Annotated in this window: 16 protein-coding genes and 3 pseudogenes; 6 read left to right on the top strand and 13 right to left on the bottom strand. The window is 62.5% G+C overall.

Features of this window, described 5'->3' with window-relative positions; genetic code table 11:
• Nucleotides 1-84 precede the first annotated feature (84 nt).
• The gene (locus HBO19_RS03320) at nucleotides 85-1,701 is read left to right on the top strand and encodes an inorganic phosphate transporter (protein ID WP_170056885.1); all 1,617 of its coding nucleotides are present in this window, start codon (nucleotides 85-87) and stop codon (nucleotides 1,699-1,701) included.
• A gap of 122 nt (nucleotides 1,702-1,823) precedes the next feature.
• Here HBO19_RS03320 and HBO19_RS03315 read toward each other — a convergent pair.
• The 6 genes and pseudogenes from HBO19_RS03315 to HBO19_RS03290 form a co-directional block, all read right to left on the bottom strand.
• Nucleotides 1,824-1,976, bottom strand: a pseudogene (locus tag HBO19_RS03315) (allophanate hydrolase); the annotation flags it as partial.
• Between the two features lie 129 nt (nucleotides 1,977-2,105).
• Nucleotides 2,106-2,258, bottom strand: a pseudogene (locus tag HBO19_RS03310) (allophanate hydrolase); the annotation flags it as partial.
• 129 nt (nucleotides 2,259-2,387) lie between these two features.
• A pseudogene (locus HBO19_RS03305) lies at nucleotides 2,388-2,540 on the bottom strand (allophanate hydrolase); the annotation flags it as partial.
• A gap of 129 nt (nucleotides 2,541-2,669) precedes the next feature.
• On the bottom strand, nucleotides 2,670-3,644 hold the full coding sequence (locus HBO19_RS03300) for a biotin-dependent carboxyltransferase family protein (RefSeq protein WP_170056884.1): 975 nt from the start codon (nucleotides 3,642-3,644) through the stop codon (nucleotides 2,670-2,672).
• On the bottom strand, nucleotides 3,641-4,519 hold the full coding sequence (locus tag HBO19_RS03295) for an allophanate hydrolase subunit 1 (RefSeq protein WP_169955317.1): 879 nt from the start codon (nucleotides 4,517-4,519) through the stop codon (nucleotides 3,641-3,643). Before HBO19_RS03295 ends, HBO19_RS03300 begins: the two co-directional genes overlap by 4 nt.
• A gap of 59 nt (nucleotides 4,520-4,578) precedes the next feature.
• Nucleotides 4,579-5,337, bottom strand: coding sequence for a 5-oxoprolinase subunit PxpA (locus tag HBO19_RS03290; protein WP_170056883.1), 759 nt, complete (start codon nucleotides 5,335-5,337; stop codon nucleotides 4,579-4,581).
• A 118-nt stretch (nucleotides 5,338-5,455) separates the two neighbouring features.
• Between HBO19_RS03290 and HBO19_RS03285 the strand changes: the two genes are divergently transcribed.
• Nucleotides 5,456-6,373 carry a LysR family transcriptional regulator gene (locus HBO19_RS03285; protein WP_170041937.1) on the top strand — a complete coding sequence of 306 codons (918 nt, stop codon included), beginning with the start codon at nucleotides 5,456-5,458 and terminating at the stop codon, nucleotides 6,371-6,373.
• Here the strand turns inward: HBO19_RS03285 and HBO19_RS03280 are convergent.
• On the bottom strand, nucleotides 6,370-7,266 hold the full coding sequence (locus tag HBO19_RS03280) for a LysR family transcriptional regulator (protein WP_170056882.1): 897 nt from the start codon (nucleotides 7,264-7,266) through the stop codon (nucleotides 6,370-6,372). The two genes, HBO19_RS03285 and HBO19_RS03280, sit on opposite strands and share 4 nt — an antisense overlap.
• Before the next feature lie 122 nt (nucleotides 7,267-7,388).
• Here HBO19_RS03280 and HBO19_RS03275 point away from each other — a divergent pair, with 122 nt between their 5' ends.
• On the top strand, nucleotides 7,389-8,147 hold the full coding sequence (locus HBO19_RS03275) for an SDR family oxidoreductase (protein ID WP_170041936.1): 759 nt from the start codon (nucleotides 7,389-7,391) through the stop codon (nucleotides 8,145-8,147).
• Between the two features lie 3 nt (nucleotides 8,148-8,150).
• Here the strand turns inward: HBO19_RS03275 and HBO19_RS03270 are convergent, their stop codons facing one another.
• The gene (locus HBO19_RS03270; protein WP_169955322.1) at nucleotides 8,151-8,591 is read right to left on the bottom strand and encodes a multidrug/biocide efflux PACE transporter; all 441 of its coding nucleotides are present in this window, start codon (nucleotides 8,589-8,591) and stop codon (nucleotides 8,151-8,153) included.
• Nucleotides 8,592-8,681: 90 nt separating this feature from the next.
• Between HBO19_RS03270 and HBO19_RS03265 the strand changes: the two genes are divergently transcribed.
• Nucleotides 8,682-9,536 carry a LysR family transcriptional regulator gene (locus HBO19_RS03265; RefSeq protein ID WP_169955323.1) on the top strand — a complete coding sequence of 285 codons (855 nt, stop codon included), beginning with the start codon at nucleotides 8,682-8,684 and terminating at the stop codon, nucleotides 9,534-9,536.
• Nucleotides 9,537-9,549: 13 nt separating this feature from the next.
• Here the strand turns inward: HBO19_RS03265 and HBO19_RS03260 are convergent, their stop codons facing one another.
• From HBO19_RS03260 to HBO19_RS03245, 4 genes are read right to left on the bottom strand one after another with little or no spacing between them, the layout of a single operon-like run.
• A complete protein-coding gene (locus HBO19_RS03260) occupies nucleotides 9,550-10,779 on the bottom strand; it encodes an RNA polymerase sigma factor (protein ID WP_170056881.1) in 1,230 nt (409 codons plus the stop codon).
• Nucleotides 10,776-11,252, bottom strand: coding sequence for an SRPBCC family protein (locus HBO19_RS03255; protein WP_169955325.1), 477 nt, complete (start codon nucleotides 11,250-11,252; stop codon nucleotides 10,776-10,778). Before HBO19_RS03255 ends, HBO19_RS03260 begins: the two co-directional genes overlap by 4 nt.
• Nucleotides 11,253-11,285: 33 nt before the next feature.
• Entirely contained in the window at nucleotides 11,286-11,630 is a 345-nt protein-coding gene (locus tag HBO19_RS03250; RefSeq protein WP_169955326.1) for a YciI family protein, read from the bottom strand.
• Between the two features lie 42 nt (nucleotides 11,631-11,672).
• Nucleotides 11,673-12,092 carry a nuclear transport factor 2 family protein gene (locus HBO19_RS03245; RefSeq protein ID WP_170056880.1) on the bottom strand — a complete coding sequence of 140 codons (420 nt, stop codon included), beginning with the start codon at nucleotides 12,090-12,092 and terminating at the stop codon, nucleotides 11,673-11,675.
• A 148-nt stretch (nucleotides 12,093-12,240) separates the two neighbouring features.
• On the opposite strand from HBO19_RS03245, the gene HBO19_RS03240 reads away from it, so the two are divergent.
• Both HBO19_RS03240 and HBO19_RS03235 read left to right on the top strand, forming a co-directional pair.
• Nucleotides 12,241-12,726 carry a GNAT family N-acetyltransferase gene (locus HBO19_RS03240; RefSeq protein ID WP_170056879.1) on the top strand — a complete coding sequence of 162 codons (486 nt, stop codon included), beginning with the start codon at nucleotides 12,241-12,243 and terminating at the stop codon, nucleotides 12,724-12,726.
• 20 nt (nucleotides 12,727-12,746) lie between these two features.
• Nucleotides 12,747-13,352, top strand: coding sequence for a pyridoxamine 5'-phosphate oxidase family protein (locus HBO19_RS03235; RefSeq protein WP_170041933.1), 606 nt, complete (start codon nucleotides 12,747-12,749; stop codon nucleotides 13,350-13,352).
• 150 nt (nucleotides 13,353-13,502) lie between these two features.
• Here the strand turns inward: HBO19_RS03235 and HBO19_RS03230 are convergent, their stop codons facing one another.
• Nucleotides 13,503-13,985, bottom strand: coding sequence for a GyrI-like domain-containing protein (locus HBO19_RS03230; protein WP_170041932.1), 483 nt, complete (start codon nucleotides 13,983-13,985; stop codon nucleotides 13,503-13,505).
• Between the last annotated feature and the right edge of the window lie 71 nt (nucleotides 13,986-14,056).

Here is a 14,056-nt window from a genome sequence, read left to right as displayed (position 1 = left end):
CACCAAACACTGACTTGACGCAGCATCTCTGTAACATTCTGCAACGATCATGGGAAACATCCTCCCCACACTGGATGCTCCGGCATGGCCACCCCTTCCCTGACTGCCTCGCCCCAGGCTGGCGCCACTGACGCAAAACCGCAATTGGACAAGAAACCCGGCCTGTTCACGGTGATCATGTTCTTCGCCGTGCTCGCCATGGGCCTGTTGTTCACCGCCTACAGCCTGATGCACGACATGCACGAACTGGGCACGGTGGTCACCACCTGGACCCCATTCCTGCTGCTGGGCGTGGCCTTGTTGATTGCCCTGGGGTTCGAATTCGTCAACGGTTTCCATGACACCGCCAACGCCGTGGCGACCGTGATCTACACCAACTCGCTACCGCCGCAATTCGCCGTGGTCTGGTCGGGGTTCTTCAATTTCCTCGGGGTGCTGCTGTCCAGTGGCGCGGTGGCCTTTGCCATCATTGCCCTGCTGCCGGTGGAGTTGATTTTGCAGGTCGGTTCTTCCGCCGGTTTTGCGATGATCTTTGCCCTGCTGATCGCCGCGATCCTGTGGAACCTCGGCACCTGGTGGCTGGGCCTGCCGGCGTCGTCTTCCCATACGCTGATCGGGTCGATCATCGGCGTGGGCGTGGCCAATGCCCTGATGCATGGCCGTGACGGCACCAGCGGCGTGGATTGGGCCCAGGCGATCAAGATCGGCTATGCGCTGCTGCTGTCACCGCTGATCGGCTTCGGCTTTGCCGCCCTGCTGTTGCTGGCACTGCGCGCCTTTGTGAAAAACCGCGCGCTGTACAAGGCGCCCAAGGGCAACACCCCGCCGCCGTGGTGGATTCGCGGCATGCTCATCGTGACCTGCACCGGCGTGTCCTTCGCCCACGGCTCCAACGATGGCCAGAAAGGTATGGGCCTGATCATGCTGATCCTGGTGGGCACGTTGCCCATGGCCTACGCCTTGAACCGCACCATGCCGGCCGATCAATCCCTGCAATTTGCCGCTGTGGCAGAAGTCACCCAGCAAGCGCTGGTCAAGAGCGCACCACAAGCGGCGCCAGCCGATCCACGGCCGATTCTGTCGACCTATGTGCGCACCAAGGACGTCACGCCCGAGCTGATCCCCGCCCTCGCCGCCCTGACCGGGCATATCGGTGAGCAAGTCAAAGGCTACGGTTCCCTGGCCAAGGTGCCTGCCGAGGCGATGGGCAACGTGCGTAACGACATGTACCTGACCAGCGAAACCATTCGCCTGATGGACAAGGGCAAGGTCGGTCATTTCGATGCCGACACCCAGGGTAAGCTGCAACTGTTCAAGCAACAGATCGACAACGCCACACGCTTTATCCCGCTGTGGGTGAAGATCGCCGTGGCCATCGCCCTGGGCCTGGGCACCATGGTCGGCTGGAAGCGCATCGTGGTGACCGTCGGCGAGAAAATCGGCAAGACCCACCTGACTTACGCCCAGGGCGCCTCGGCCGAAACCGTGGCCATGCTGACGATTGGCGCTGCCGATATGTTTGGCTTGCCGGTATCCACCACCCATGTGCTGTCCTCGGGTGTGGCCGGGACCATGGTGGCCAATGGCGGCGGCTTGCAGATGAAGACCATCCGCAATTTGCTGATGGCCTGGGTGCTGACGTTGCCGGCGGCGATTGTACTGTCGGGCAGTCTGTATTGGCTGTTTACCCAAATCTTCTGAATCACCACACAGCAAAATGTGGGAGCGGGCTTGCCCGCGATGGCAGGGGATCAGGTTAGAAACACTTGACTGACACACCGCTATCGCGGGCAAGCCCGCTCCCACTTTTTTTGTGTGATGGCTTAGCCTGCGAATAAGCCGGCCATCGCCTTGAGCCGCTTCTTGTACACCCGCCGCGCCTCCAGCGCCTCCTCCAGCGTCACCGCGACAAACCCCGCTCGCTGGTTGGGCTGCATCTGCCCGATCAGGTCCAGGTCGGCGCTGATCACCGTGCCTTCTGAATCACCACACAGCAAAATGTGGGAGCGGGCTTGCCCGCGATGGCAGTGGATCAGGTTAGAAATACTTGACTGACACACCGCTATCGCGGGCAAGCCCGCTCCCACATTTTTTTGTGTGATGGCTTAGCCTGCGAATAAGCCGGCCATCGCTTTGAGCCGCTTCTTGTACACCCGCCGCGCCTCCAGCGCCTCCTCCAGCGTCACCGCGACAAACCCCGCTCGCTGGTTGGGCTGCATCTGCCCGATCAGGTCCAGGTCGGCGCTGATCACCGTGCCTTCTGAATCACCACACAGCAAAATGTGGGAGCGGGCTTGCCCGCGATGGCAGTGGATCAGGTTAGAAATACTTGACTGACACACCGCTATCGCGGGCAAGCCCGCTCCCACATTTTTTTGTGTGATGGCTTAGCCTGCGAATAAGCCGGCCATCGCCTTGAGCCGCTTCTTGTACACCCGCCGCGCCTCCAGCGCCTCCTCCAGCGTCACCGCGACAAACCCCGCTCGCTGGTTGGGCTGCATCTGCCCGATCAGGTCCAGGTCGGCGCTGATCACCGTGCCTTCTGAATCAACACACAGCAAAATGTGGGAGCGGGCTTGCCCGCGATGGCAGTGGATCAGGTTAGAAATACTTGACTGACACACCGCTATCGCGGGCAAGCCCGCTCCCACATTTTTTTGTGTGATGGCTTAGCCTGCGAATAAGCCAGCCATCGCTTTGAGCCGCTTCTTGTACAGCCGCCGCGCCTCCAGCGCCTCCTCCAGCGTCACCGCGACAAACCCCGCTCGCTGGTTGGGCTGCATCTGCCCGATCAGGTCCAGGTCGGCGCTGATCACCGTGCCGATCATCGCGTAGCCGCCGCCTGATACCGCGTCGCGGTGCAGCACGATCGGCTCCAGGCCAGCCGGGACCTGGATCGAGCCGATGGGGTAGCAACTGTCGACGATGTTCGACGGATCGGAGCCCGCGCCAAATGGCTGCTCCCGTGGCTGGAAGCTCAAGGCACTGCCGCCCTTGAAGCGGTAGCCGATCCGGTCGGCCTCGGAACCCACGGTCCAGGGCTCGGCGAAAAAGCTGCTTTTGGCTGCGGGCGTCAGGCGCTCGTAGTACAAGCCCGGCACCACGCGTAATGTCACATCGCCGCCCACCGAGCGGCGCAAGGCCATCGGCAAGCTATTGCCGGCACGGCCTTGGCCGCAGGTCTGGCCGATAGGCAACAGATCGCCCTCCTGCAAGCGCCGCCCGTGGAAACCGCCCAGCGCACCGAGGGTGTAAGTGGAGCGGCTGCCCAACACCAGCGGCACGTCGATCCCCCCGGCCACCGCCAGGTAGGTGCGCGCCCCGGCCACGGGAAACTCAAAACGCAGCACCTGACCGGCACGCACCTGGAACGCCGTGTCCTGGTGCACCACTTCACCGTCCAGGCGCGCAGACATCAGCGCGCCACTGAGTGCCACCAGGGCGTCCTGTTGGAACTCCAGCTGCGGGCCAATCAGTGTGCATTCCAACCCCGCCGCCCCCGCCGGATTGCCCACCAGATGGTTGGCCGCACTCAAGGCGTACTGATCCAGGGCGCCGGACGGCGGGATCCCCAAGTGGTAATACCCTTCACGCCCCAGGTCCTGCACGGAGGTGGCCAGGCCGGGCTTGAGCACCTTGATCATACGAGCGCCTCCTGCAAGGTTTTCGGGTAGCCGACCGGGTCGGCAAAAAAAGCGTCCAGGGAAAATTCCACCGGGCGAATGCGCAAATCGAAACGCCCGGCCTCCACCTCGGCCACCGCCAGGTCGTAGGCATCCCGGTCGATGGGCTTGAATTGCACGATATCGCCGGGGCGGAAGAACACCATGTGTTCCTTGAGATAGGCCAACTGCTGGGCCGGGTCGTAGATCGGCGCCGGGGTCACGCCAAACATCTGGTAACCCCCCGCGCCGCGCACTGAGTAGATACAGCCGAAACAGCCGCCATGGCCGAGGGTCAGCTTTGGCGTGTCGGTGCGTGGGCGCAGGTATTTGGGCACCTGCAACTGGCGTTCGCGCTCGACCATCTGGAACATGAACGGCAGGCCCGCCACAAAGCCGACCATCGACACAAACCACGGCGCGCCACTGTGGGCCGCGATAAACGCCTCGACATCCGCCAGGCCATTGATCCGCGCCGCGTACTCAAGGTCAGTGCCCGTCGGGTCCTGGTGTCGGTCGCGAAAACGCATCAGGGTTTCATGGGTCCAGGGGTCGTTGTACAGCACCGGAATCTCGATGATCCGCGTGTGCAAGGTGCGCTCGGCCACGGCCTGGGCCTCGGCGCTTTGCACCGCATCGAGCAGCACCTGGGGGGCGATCAGGTCCGGGTCGAAGCGGATCTGGAACGAGGCGTTGGCCAGGCAGATATCCAGCACGCCGGGCAGCTCCAGGCGCTGCACCGCGCGGGTGACGGCCATGCCCTTGAAGAACGCCTCCAGGGACATGCTTTCGCTGACCTCGGCGAACAAATGCTCATCGGCGCCAAAGCTGTAGCGAATCGGGGATGTTTCAGCCATGTCTGTTCCTCTTGGAATCATTGTAGAAAGGCAGGCAAAAATCATGCAGGGGCTGCGGTTCAGACGGGTGTGCGCACCCCGATCCCCGCCTGGTCCAGGGCCCTGCGGGTCGCCTCCACCAGGTCCAGGGCGCCCGGCGTATCGCTGTGCAGGCAGATGGAATCGAATTCGATAAACAGGTCTTCGCCCTCGACGGTGCGCACCAGCCCCATCTGGCAGGCCCGCAGCACACGCGCCGCCACTGTCGCCGGGTCCAGGGCGCGCACGTTGCGGGTAAACACGATGGAGCCGGACAGATCGTACTCACGGTCGGCATAAAACTCGCGTACTACCGGCTGCCCCAGTTCCTTGGCAATGCGCCAGATCACCGAGCCGGGCATGCAATACAGGAGCAATTCAGGCTCCAGGCGTTGCAGGTTTTCCACCAGCAGGCGGGCCGCTTCTTCGTCCCGGGCCAGGTGCATGTACAGCGCGCCATGGGGCTTGATGTGCTGCAAGGTCACGCCCTGCACCCGCGCCAATTCGCGCAGGGCGCCCAGTTGGTAGAGCATGTCGTCCACCAGTTCCTGGGCCGGGGCGTTGATGTGACGGCGGCCGAACCCCACCAGGTCGCGAAAGCCCGGGTGCGCGCCAATGGCCACGCCCAACTGCTTGGCGCGCTCGATGGTGCGGCGCATGGTGCCGGGGTCGCCGGCATGAAAGCCGGTGGCGACGTTGGCGGAGCTGATAAACGCCATCAGCTCATTGTCCACACCGTCGCCGATAGTCCAGGGGCCGAAGCTTTCGCCCATGTCCGAGTTGAAATCCACTGTCTGCATCGGGGCTGCTCCGCAAGGGTTCGTGCCAAGGAAAATAGGCTGGCCCTTGACCCCTTGGGAAGATCTATTATCAGATAGGGTATCTTCGGAAAATCAGATACCCCCAAGAGAAATCCCCATGTCGCTTACGCTGCGCCAGGTTCGCTACTTTGTCGCCACCGCCGAAATCGGCCAGATTTCCCAGGCAGCGATTCACCTGAATATCTCCCAGTCGGCAGTGACCACCGCGATCAAGGAGCTGGAAGCCATGCTCGGCGCCCAGCTGTTTGTACGCTCGGCCCAGGGCATGAACCTGACCGACGCCGGCCGGCATTTTCTCAACCGCGCCTACGTGATTGTGCGCAGTGTCGACGATGCCCTCAGCAGCCCGCTGCCAGACTTGCGCGCCAGCGGCGTGCTGCGGGTCGCGGCCAGTTACACGGTGTTGGGTTACTTCCTGCCGCACCACTTGCAACGCCTGGAGCATTGGCACCCGGACGTGACCATCGAAGTCTTCGAGCAGGAGCGCCAGGCCATCGAACAGGGGCTGCTGGATGGCCAGTTCGAGATGGCCGTGGTGCTCACCGCCAACCTCACCCACCCGGATATCGTCTCGCAAATCCTGTTCAATTCCGAACGCCGCCTGTGGCTGCCCAGCCACCACCCGCTGTGTGAACGGCGTGCGGTGAGCCTGGCGGATGTGGCGCAGGAACCCTATATCCTGCTGACTGTGGACGAGGCCGAGCAAAGTGCCATGCGTTATTGGGAGCAGGCCGGGCAGACGCCCAAGGTGCGGCTGCGCACCAGCTCGGTAGAGGCGGTGCGCAGTATGGTAGCCAATGGCAGTGGCGTGGCGATTCTGTCCGACCTGGTCCACCGCCCCTGGTCCCTGGAAGGCAAACGCATCGAGACCTTGAGCGTGACTGACAAGGTCGCGCCCATGAGCGTCGGCCTGGCCTGGCACCGCGAGCGCACCTTTACTCCGGCGATGCAGGCGTTTCGCGACTACTTCCACGATGCCTTCCTCGCCCCCCAGCAACTATCGACACGCCGTTAAAGCTGGGCCTTCAAGGTGGCCGACAACCAGTCCATCAGCACCCGTACCCGTAGCGGCAAGTGGCGCTGGCCGGCATACAGCATCGATACATCCAGCGCAGGCGCGGGATAGTCGGGGAGCACCGCCACCAAGTCGCCCTTTTCGAGCAATTCGCGGATGCCCAGCCCCGGTACCTGAATGATCCCGAAACCGGCGAGGCATGCCGACTGGTACGCATCCGTGCTGCTGACCGTGACCCGCCCGGCCATGGCAATACGTTGCACCTTGTTGCCCTGCACATATTCAAAACCCGCGGAGCGCGCACCCAGCGGCCGCACGTAATGCACCAGTTGATGGGCGGCCAGATCGGCCAGGGTCTTGGGTTCGCCATAGCGTTGCAGGTAACCGGGGCTTACGCAGTTGATCATCGGCATGCTGCACAACAGGCGCGCCACCACGGACTGGTCTGGTTGTACGCCCACGCGCAACACACAATCAAAACCTTCGGCCAGCAGGTCGACCTGGCGGTCGGAGCTGCTGATTTGCAGCTCGATCAAGGGGTGCCGGTCCATAAACTCCGGCAGGTGCGGCAGGATCACCTTACGTGCCATCACATTGGGCATGTCGATACGGATCCGCCCGGTCAATTGCGCCTCGTCCTGGCGAAACAACCCCTCCAGCTCTTCCATATGGGCCAGCAGGTCCTTGCTGCGCTCATACAGCACGCGCCCGTCCTGGGTCGCCTGCACCTTGCGCGTGGTGCGCTGCAACAGGCGCGTGCCCAACAGGTCTTCGAGGGCGCGCACCTGCTCGGACACCGTCGAGCGCGGTAGCCCCAGGCTGTCGCCGGCCTGGGTGAAACTCGACAGTTCGGTGACCCGCACAAAGGTGCGCAACAGGTCCAGCTTGTTCATGGTGGCGCCCCGTGATTGTTCGACTGATCCGACCAGTGATTCCGGATTCACTCTGTTTATCACGCAATACCCGGACAAATACACTCATTCCACCATTACCCACCCGCTCCGAGGACTGCACCATGACCCGTAAAATCGCATTGATCACCGGCGCCAGCCGTGGCTTGGGCAAAAGCACCGCCCTGCATCTGGCCGCGCAAGGCATCGATATTGTCGGCACCTACTACAGCAAGGCCGCTGAGGCCCAGGCGGTGGTGGCAGAGATTGAACAGCTCGGCGGCCGCGCCGCCATGCTGCAACTGGATGTAAGCCAGAGCGCCACGTTCGACGGGTTTGTCAGCCAGCTCGGCGAGGTCCTGCAAGCGCATTTCGCCCAGGCGCATTTCGATTTCCTGATCAACAACGCCGGGATCGGCACCCATGCCAGCTTTGTCGAGACCACCGAAGCGCAGTTCGATCAAATGGTCGCGATCCACCTCAAGGGCCCGTTCTTCCTGACCCAGAAGCTCCTGGCGCTGCTCGTCGATGGCGGGCGCATCATCAATATCTCCAGCGGCCTGGCCCGCTTCAGCCTGCCCGGTTATGCCGCCTACGCCTCAATGAAAGGCGCGGTGGAAGTGCTGACCCGTTACCAGGCCAAGGAATTGGGCGCACGGGGGATCAGCGTCAACACCCTCGCCCCCGGTGCCATCGAGACCGACTTCGGTGGCGGCGCGGTACGCGACAACGCCGGCATCAATGCCTTTGTCGCCAGCAACACGGCCCTGGGTCGGGTCGGCTTGCCGGACGACATTGGCGGGGCGATCTCCACCTTGCTGGCCGATGGCAGCAAATGGATCAATGGGCAGCGTATCGAGGCGTCGGGCGGAATGTTCGTCTGACCCTCACACTTGCTCTGGCGCACGTTGCTGCAGGAACTTTTCCCGCAGCACGTCGTAGCCCCAGTGGTACACATAGGTGTACGGCAGGAAGAACAGCAGCACGCCGATATCCAGGATAAACGCCTGCATCAGGCTGATATTGAGCCACGCGGCAATCAGCGGTACGGCAAACAGAATCAGCCCACCCTCGAACAGCAGGGCGTGCATGATCCGGGTCTTGACGCTATTGGCCAGTTGCAGGCGCACCTTGAGGCGATCGAACACGCTGTTGAAGATCATGTTCCACGTCAACGCCAACAGGCTGATGGCCAGGGTCACCGCGCCCATTTCCAGGGCTGGGCGACCGGTGATCCAGACCAGCAACGGGGTACAGATCAGCAAGGCCAGGCCTTCGAAGCCAAGGGCCTGGAAAACACGTTCGGTGATGGACTTGGTGGTGTTCATAGGTGTTGCTCTGTGAATGTCTTGGGTTGCCATCATCGCGCCCTGAAACGATACTTCATAATCAATAACCATCGATCAAGGCGATAGATCATGGCTTCTCATGAAGTGTTGCAAGCGTTTGTGCAGGCGGCGACCCAAGGCTCGTTTTCGGCGGCGGCGCGCAAGCTGGGCAAGAGCCAGTCGACAGTCAGCGCCGCAGTGGCCAGCCTGGAGATTGATCTGGACGTGGTGCTGTTCGACCGCAGCAGCCGCAAGCCCAGCCTGACCCCGGCCGGGCACGTTCTGCTGCAACGGGCCGAGCAGGTGCTGGAGGCCAGCAGTCGCCTGGAGCTTGCCGCCAGCCAGTTATCCCAGGGGCTGGAGCCCAAGCTCAGTATTGCCATGTCTGATACCTATCAGTCGGGGCGCTTTGAAACGCTGCTCGGTGCCCTGGAGCAGCGCTATCCGGACCTGGAGCTGGAGTGGTTGATTGCCGAATGCGAAGACCTTATCGCCCTGGTGCAAAGCGGGCGCGCGCAGTTGGCGTTTATCGAGGCGCAGGAGGTCTACCCGCCAGACCTGACCCATGCCACCATCGAGGAGCGCGCACAACTTGCGCTGTTTGTGTCCCCGCGGCACGCACTGGCCAGCCTCGATGGCATCGACCAGCAAACCCTGCAACAGCACCGGGAGCTGCGCCTGGCAAGCATCATCAACCCCAATGAAAACCGGCTGACCGGCCGAGTCTGGTCCGCCCCCAGCTTTTTGATGCTGATGGAGATGGCCATCCTCGGCTTTGGCTGGGCCCCCTTGCCGAGCTGGCTGGTGGAGCGCTTTGCCAATGGCCAACTGGTGGAGCTCAAGGCTCGCGGCTGGCCGCGCTCGGTGGCGGTGGATGCCTTGTGGTCGCGGCAACACCCGCCGGGCCCGGCGGGGAGTTGGTTGCTGCAAAAGATGCTCGAATAACCTCAGCCGGCGCCTACACAGGCCTATCGGCGCAGGTTGCCAGGCGTCGTTCGATGAAGCGCTTTTCCGGCATTTGCTGGGTCAGGCACAGGGCTTTTTCATACGCCTGACGCGCCTCTTTCATCCGCCCCAATTGCCGGCAGAACTCGCCACGCGCTGAATGCGCCAGGTGGTAATCCAGCAACTCGCCGCGCGCCAGGATCCCCTCGACCTGTTGCAACCCCGCCAATGGCCCATCGCGCATGGCCACGGCGGCGGCGCGGTTGAGCTCGATCACCGGGGACGGCAGCATCCTCAGCAGCACGTCATACAGGCCAATAATCTGTGGCCAATCGGTCTGCGCCGCACTCGGCGCCTCGGCGTGCACCGCGGCAATTGCTGCTTGCAGGCCGTAAGGGCCAAAACGCCGGGTGGCCAGGGCCTGCTCCACCAACGCGCAGCCTTGGGCAATCAACGCTGCATCCCACAACGTCCGGTCCTGTTCATCCAGCAGCACCAACTCAGCAGCGGGCGATAACCGGGCCGGGCGCCGGGACTCATGGAGCAGCATCAACGCCAGCAGGCCCATGACTTCCGGCTCCGGCAGCAACTCCAGGAGCAGGTGGCCCAGGCGTATGGCCTCGCGGGTCAAGTCGTCACGGGTCAGGTCGGCGCCCATGGACGCCGAATAACCCTCGTTGAATACCAGGTAAATCACGCGCAGTACGCTGTCCAGGCGCTCAGGCAACTCCGCCAGCCCTGGAACTTGGTAGGGGATTTTCGCCTCGCGGATCTTGCCCTTGGCGCGCACGATGCGTTGGGCAATGGTGGCCGGCGTAACCAGGAAGGCTCGGGCAATTTCCTCGGTGCTGAGGTCACAAATCTCACGCAGGGTAAGCGGCACTTGCGCATCGGCCGCCAGCGCCGGATGGCAGCAGGTGAAGATCAGGCGCAGGCGGTCGTCTTCCACGTCTTCGGCACTCCAGTCAGCCGCTTCCAGCGCATCGGCCTGCTCCTGCAGCAACGGGGTGAAACGGGCCTGGCGGCGCAGGCGGTCGATGGCCTTGAAGCGCCCGGTCGACACCAGCCACGCCCCAGGGTTGTCGGGCACGCCATCCTGCTGCCAGCGCTCGACCGCGACGAAGAACGCCTCGTGCAAGGCTTCTTCGGCGAGATCGAAATCCCCCAGCAGGCGAATCAAGGTCGCCAGGACGCGCCGCGAGTCACTGCGGTAGACCGCCTCGACCCGGGCCTTGACGGTCAATCGGGCATGCCCTGGGTCACCAGCGCCACCAGCCGGTCCAGGCTCTCGCCCCACCCCTGGTGAAAGCCCATGGCTTCGTGGGCCTGTTTGTCGGCTTCAGTCCAATGCATGGCGCGCGCGGTGTAGCGGGTCTTGCCGGCAACGTCCTCGAAGGTCACTTCGGCGCTCATGAACGGCTTGCCCGATGGGATCCAGCCGGGCAGGAACGCATCGGTAAACACCAGGCGGCGCGGCGCGTCGATCTCCAGGAACACGCCCTGGGTCGGATACTCGCTGCCGTCCGGCGCGCGCATCAGGGTGCGAAACAGACCACCGACCCACAGGTTCATTTCGCACTCCGGCGTGGTCATGCCGTGTGGGCCCCACCATTGCTGCAACAACGCAGGCTCGGTCCAGGCACGGAACACCCGGCTCGGCGGGGCGTCGATCATGCGGCTGATGGACAGTTCGAATGCAGCGGGTTGAGTGTTCATGGATAAACCTCCTGAGTCTTGTGATTGTTGGGTTCAGAGATTCAAATCACGCACGGGACGTACTTCCACACTGCCGACCCGTGCCGCCGGAATGCCGCCGGCCACCTGCAGCGCCTCATTCAAGTCCCGGGCTTCAATCAGATAGAAGCCGGCAAGCTGCTCCTTGGTTTCGGCAAACGGCCCATCGGTGATCGATAACTTGCCGTTGCGCATGCGCACGGTGGTGGCCGTGCTCACCGGCTCCAGGGCCTCGGCCGCGAGCATGCGGCCACTACCGTGGACCGCCTCGGCATAGGCGTGGCATTCCGGGTCCTTGGGGCTGTCGGGCAGGCTGTGCAGCAAGGCTTCGGCGCTGTAGACCAGGCACAGGTATTTCATGGCGTTCTCCGTTTTCGGACTACTGACTATAGTTGGCAGCGCTCAAGGTTTCAGGTCGAACAGCCCGGCGCCGGTTTCCATATCGAAAGGCGCGGACCAGTGCTCATGCACCACCTTCCATTGGCCGTCGATACGTTGATAACCGGCGGTGACGCGCATCCAGCAGGTTTTCAGCACGCCATCTGGCCCAGAGCCACCACAGTGCGCGAGCCAGTGGGCAAAGGCGCTGTTATCGGCGGCGACGATATGCAGTTCATGGAAGTCAAAAACCCCTGGGCCTGGGCAAAACTCCATGCAGGCCTGCCAATGGGCGCGGTAGGCCGCCTTGCCTTTGAACTGCAGGGCATTGACGGCGTCGAACGCGACGATATCGTCGGCGTAAAAGCTGACAATCTGCTCGACATCCTTGGCGACCACCGCGTGTTTCCATTGCTCGATCAGGGTGTTGATTGGGTTGCTCATGGCGATACTCCTCGGGGTGGAAAATCACGGAAGACACCCTTAGTCGAATGACCCGCCTTTGAATCGACAAGCCTACAAAAAATAATTTCGCCAAGGATAAAGCCGCTAGAATTTGCGACTTCCCTGTAGGACTTCGGATATCTGCTCGATGGAAACCCGCCTCGCGCCCTATGAGACGCTGACTGCTACCCAGCAACAGCAACTCGCCACCCTCGAAGTGCACCCCGAGCGACTGGCCTATAGCGGTGATATCTACTGCGCGCTGAACAGCCTGCAAGTCAACCCAAGCCCCGGCATCAAGGGCTTCGCCCTGCTGGCCGACGACGTTCCCGTGGCCTTCCTGCTGCTCAAGCGCCCGCCCTGCCTGCCCCATTGGGCCGACGCACACAGCGCCACACTGCATGCCTTGCAAGTCGACCGCCACCAACAGGGCCGAGGCTTCGGCAAGGCCTGCCTACAAGCCCTACCCGCCGCCGCCCGCCTGGCCTGGCCGCAGATCAGCGCCTTGGAGTTGTCGGTGGACAGCGACAATGTGGCGGCGCTGGGCTTGTATTTGCAGCAGGGCTGGGTAGACCGGGGCGAGGCGTATAAAGGGCGGGTGGGTTATGAGCGGCGGTTGGCGCTACTGTTTTGATTACCGGCAAGGAGACTCCCATGCTAACCACCCTGGACCAACTCGAAACCCTCTACGGCCTGCCCCACGAGCGTGCCCTGCGCAAGGAAATCGCGTTTCTCAATGAGGATTACCAGGCGATGGTCAACGCCTCGCCGCTGGTGATTGTCAGCTCTTCAGGCGCCGATGGCCTCGACGGCTCGCCTCGGGGCGATGTGCCGGGGTTTGTGCGGATCATCGATGAACGCACGCTGGCGATCCCGGATCGGCCGGGCAACAACCGCCTCGATACCCTGCGTAACCTGATTGTGGATCCACGGATTGCCCTGCTGTTTATCATTCCGGGGATCGGCGAGACCCTGCGGGTCAACGGGCGGGCGCAGATTTCCATCGAGCCTGAGTTGCTGCAAAGCTTTGCGGTCAATGGCAAGCCGGCACGCTCGGTGATTGTGGTGCAGGTAGAAGCGGCGTATTTCCACTGCTCGAAAGCCTTTGTGCGCTCCGATTGCTGGAACCCGGACAAGCATGTAGAGCGTTCAACGCTGCCGTCAGCGGGGGCCATCCACAAGCGTTTGAATGATGGGCAGTTTGATGCCGAGGCCTATGATCGGGAGATGCCGGAGCGGGTCAAGGCCACGTTGTATTGAGGCCCTGGCCGGCTCGGGCGCCCCTGAGATCGCCATCGCGGGCAAGCCCGCTCCCACAGGTAATTGCGCGGTACCAGGTTTTGAGTACACCCCGATACAAATGTGGGAGCTGGCTTGCCTGCGATGGCGGTGGATCAGGCGATGTACAGGTTATGCGGACTTTTCGACAGGCAGCCAAATTTCCACAGTACCGGTGCCCTTAACCACATCGAAATCGGCGCTGTAACGCTCAAAATCCGGCCCGGCGACCTTGTAGCCCGACGTCGGCAACCACTCGAACATGATCCGCTCATAGGTCTGCGACAGCGCATACACCGGCCCGTAGTGCGCGAAGACGGCATAACGATTGGCCGGCACTTCAATGGATACAAAGTTGCCCGGCACATCGTGCTTGGCCGGTACTTCGACGCCGGCGATGTAATCGAATTCTTCTTGCGTGGCGTTGTAGCAAACGCCGTAAGTCACGCCGCCAATGCGCTTCTTGATGTCCTTGATGCACGTGTCGAACAGCTCCCACAACTTCGGAATGTCCCCCAGGGTAGCCTTGCCGTAATGGCCGCCGACCCCGGCGATCACCATGGCCTTGCCCTCTTCCATGCGGGGTTCCAGGGGTAGCGTTGCCTGTTGGTTCATCTGCACAATCTCCATGGGTGAGTGACCAAAACCATACCGAGTATAGGGGCATACTCGCTTCATACTCCAGA

It is taken from the genome of Pseudomonas sp. WS 5021, from assembly GCF_012985535.1.
Classification (GTDB): Bacteria; Pseudomonadota; Gammaproteobacteria; order Pseudomonadales; family Pseudomonadaceae; genus Aquipseudomonas.
The sequence above is the reverse complement of the archived record's forward strand: the minus strand, read 5'-3'. Positions and strand labels throughout refer to the sequence as shown.

Coding starts and splice junctions, on each gene's coding strand:
- HBO19_RS03275 (WP_170041936.1), top strand. CDS start 7,389: ATGACCCGTAAAATCGCATTGATCACCGGCGCCAGCCGTGGCTTGGGC.
- HBO19_RS03240 (WP_170056879.1), top strand. CDS start 12,241: ATGGAAACCCGCCTCGCGCCCTATGAGACGCTGACTGCTACCCAGCAA.
- HBO19_RS03285 (WP_170041937.1), top strand. CDS start 5,456: ATGTCGCTTACGCTGCGCCAGGTTCGCTACTTTGTCGCCACCGCCGAA.
- HBO19_RS03235 (WP_170041933.1), top strand. CDS start 12,747: ATGCTAACCACCCTGGACCAACTCGAAACCCTCTACGGCCTGCCCCAC.
- HBO19_RS03290 (WP_170056883.1), bottom strand. CDS start 5,337: ATGCAGACAGTGGATTTCAACTCGGACATGGGCGAAAGCTTCGGCCCC.
- HBO19_RS03270 (WP_169955322.1), bottom strand. CDS start 8,591: ATGAACACCACCAAGTCCATCACCGAACGTGTTTTCCAGGCCCTTGGC.
- HBO19_RS03295 (WP_169955317.1), bottom strand. CDS start 4,519: ATGGCTGAAACATCCCCGATTCGCTACAGCTTTGGCGCCGATGAGCAT.
- HBO19_RS03245 (WP_170056880.1), bottom strand. CDS start 12,092: ATGAGCAACCCAATCAACACCCTGATCGAGCAATGGAAACACGCGGTG.
- HBO19_RS03230 (WP_170041932.1), bottom strand. CDS start 13,985: ATGAACCAACAGGCAACGCTACCCCTGGAACCCCGCATGGAAGAGGGC.
- HBO19_RS03320 (WP_170056885.1), top strand. CDS start 85: ATGGCCACCCCTTCCCTGACTGCCTCGCCCCAGGCTGGCGCCACTGAC.
- HBO19_RS03255 (WP_169955325.1), bottom strand. CDS start 11,252: ATGAACACTCAACCCGCTGCATTCGAACTGTCCATCAGCCGCATGATC.
- HBO19_RS03280 (WP_170056882.1), bottom strand. CDS start 7,266: ATGAACAAGCTGGACCTGTTGCGCACCTTTGTGCGGGTCACCGAACTG.
- HBO19_RS03300 (WP_170056884.1), bottom strand. CDS start 3,644: ATGATCAAGGTGCTCAAGCCCGGCCTGGCCACCTCCGTGCAGGACCTG.
- HBO19_RS03250 (WP_169955326.1), bottom strand. CDS start 11,630: ATGAAATACCTGTGCCTGGTCTACAGCGCCGAAGCCTTGCTGCACAGC.
- HBO19_RS03265 (WP_169955323.1), top strand. CDS start 8,682: ATGGCTTCTCATGAAGTGTTGCAAGCGTTTGTGCAGGCGGCGACCCAA.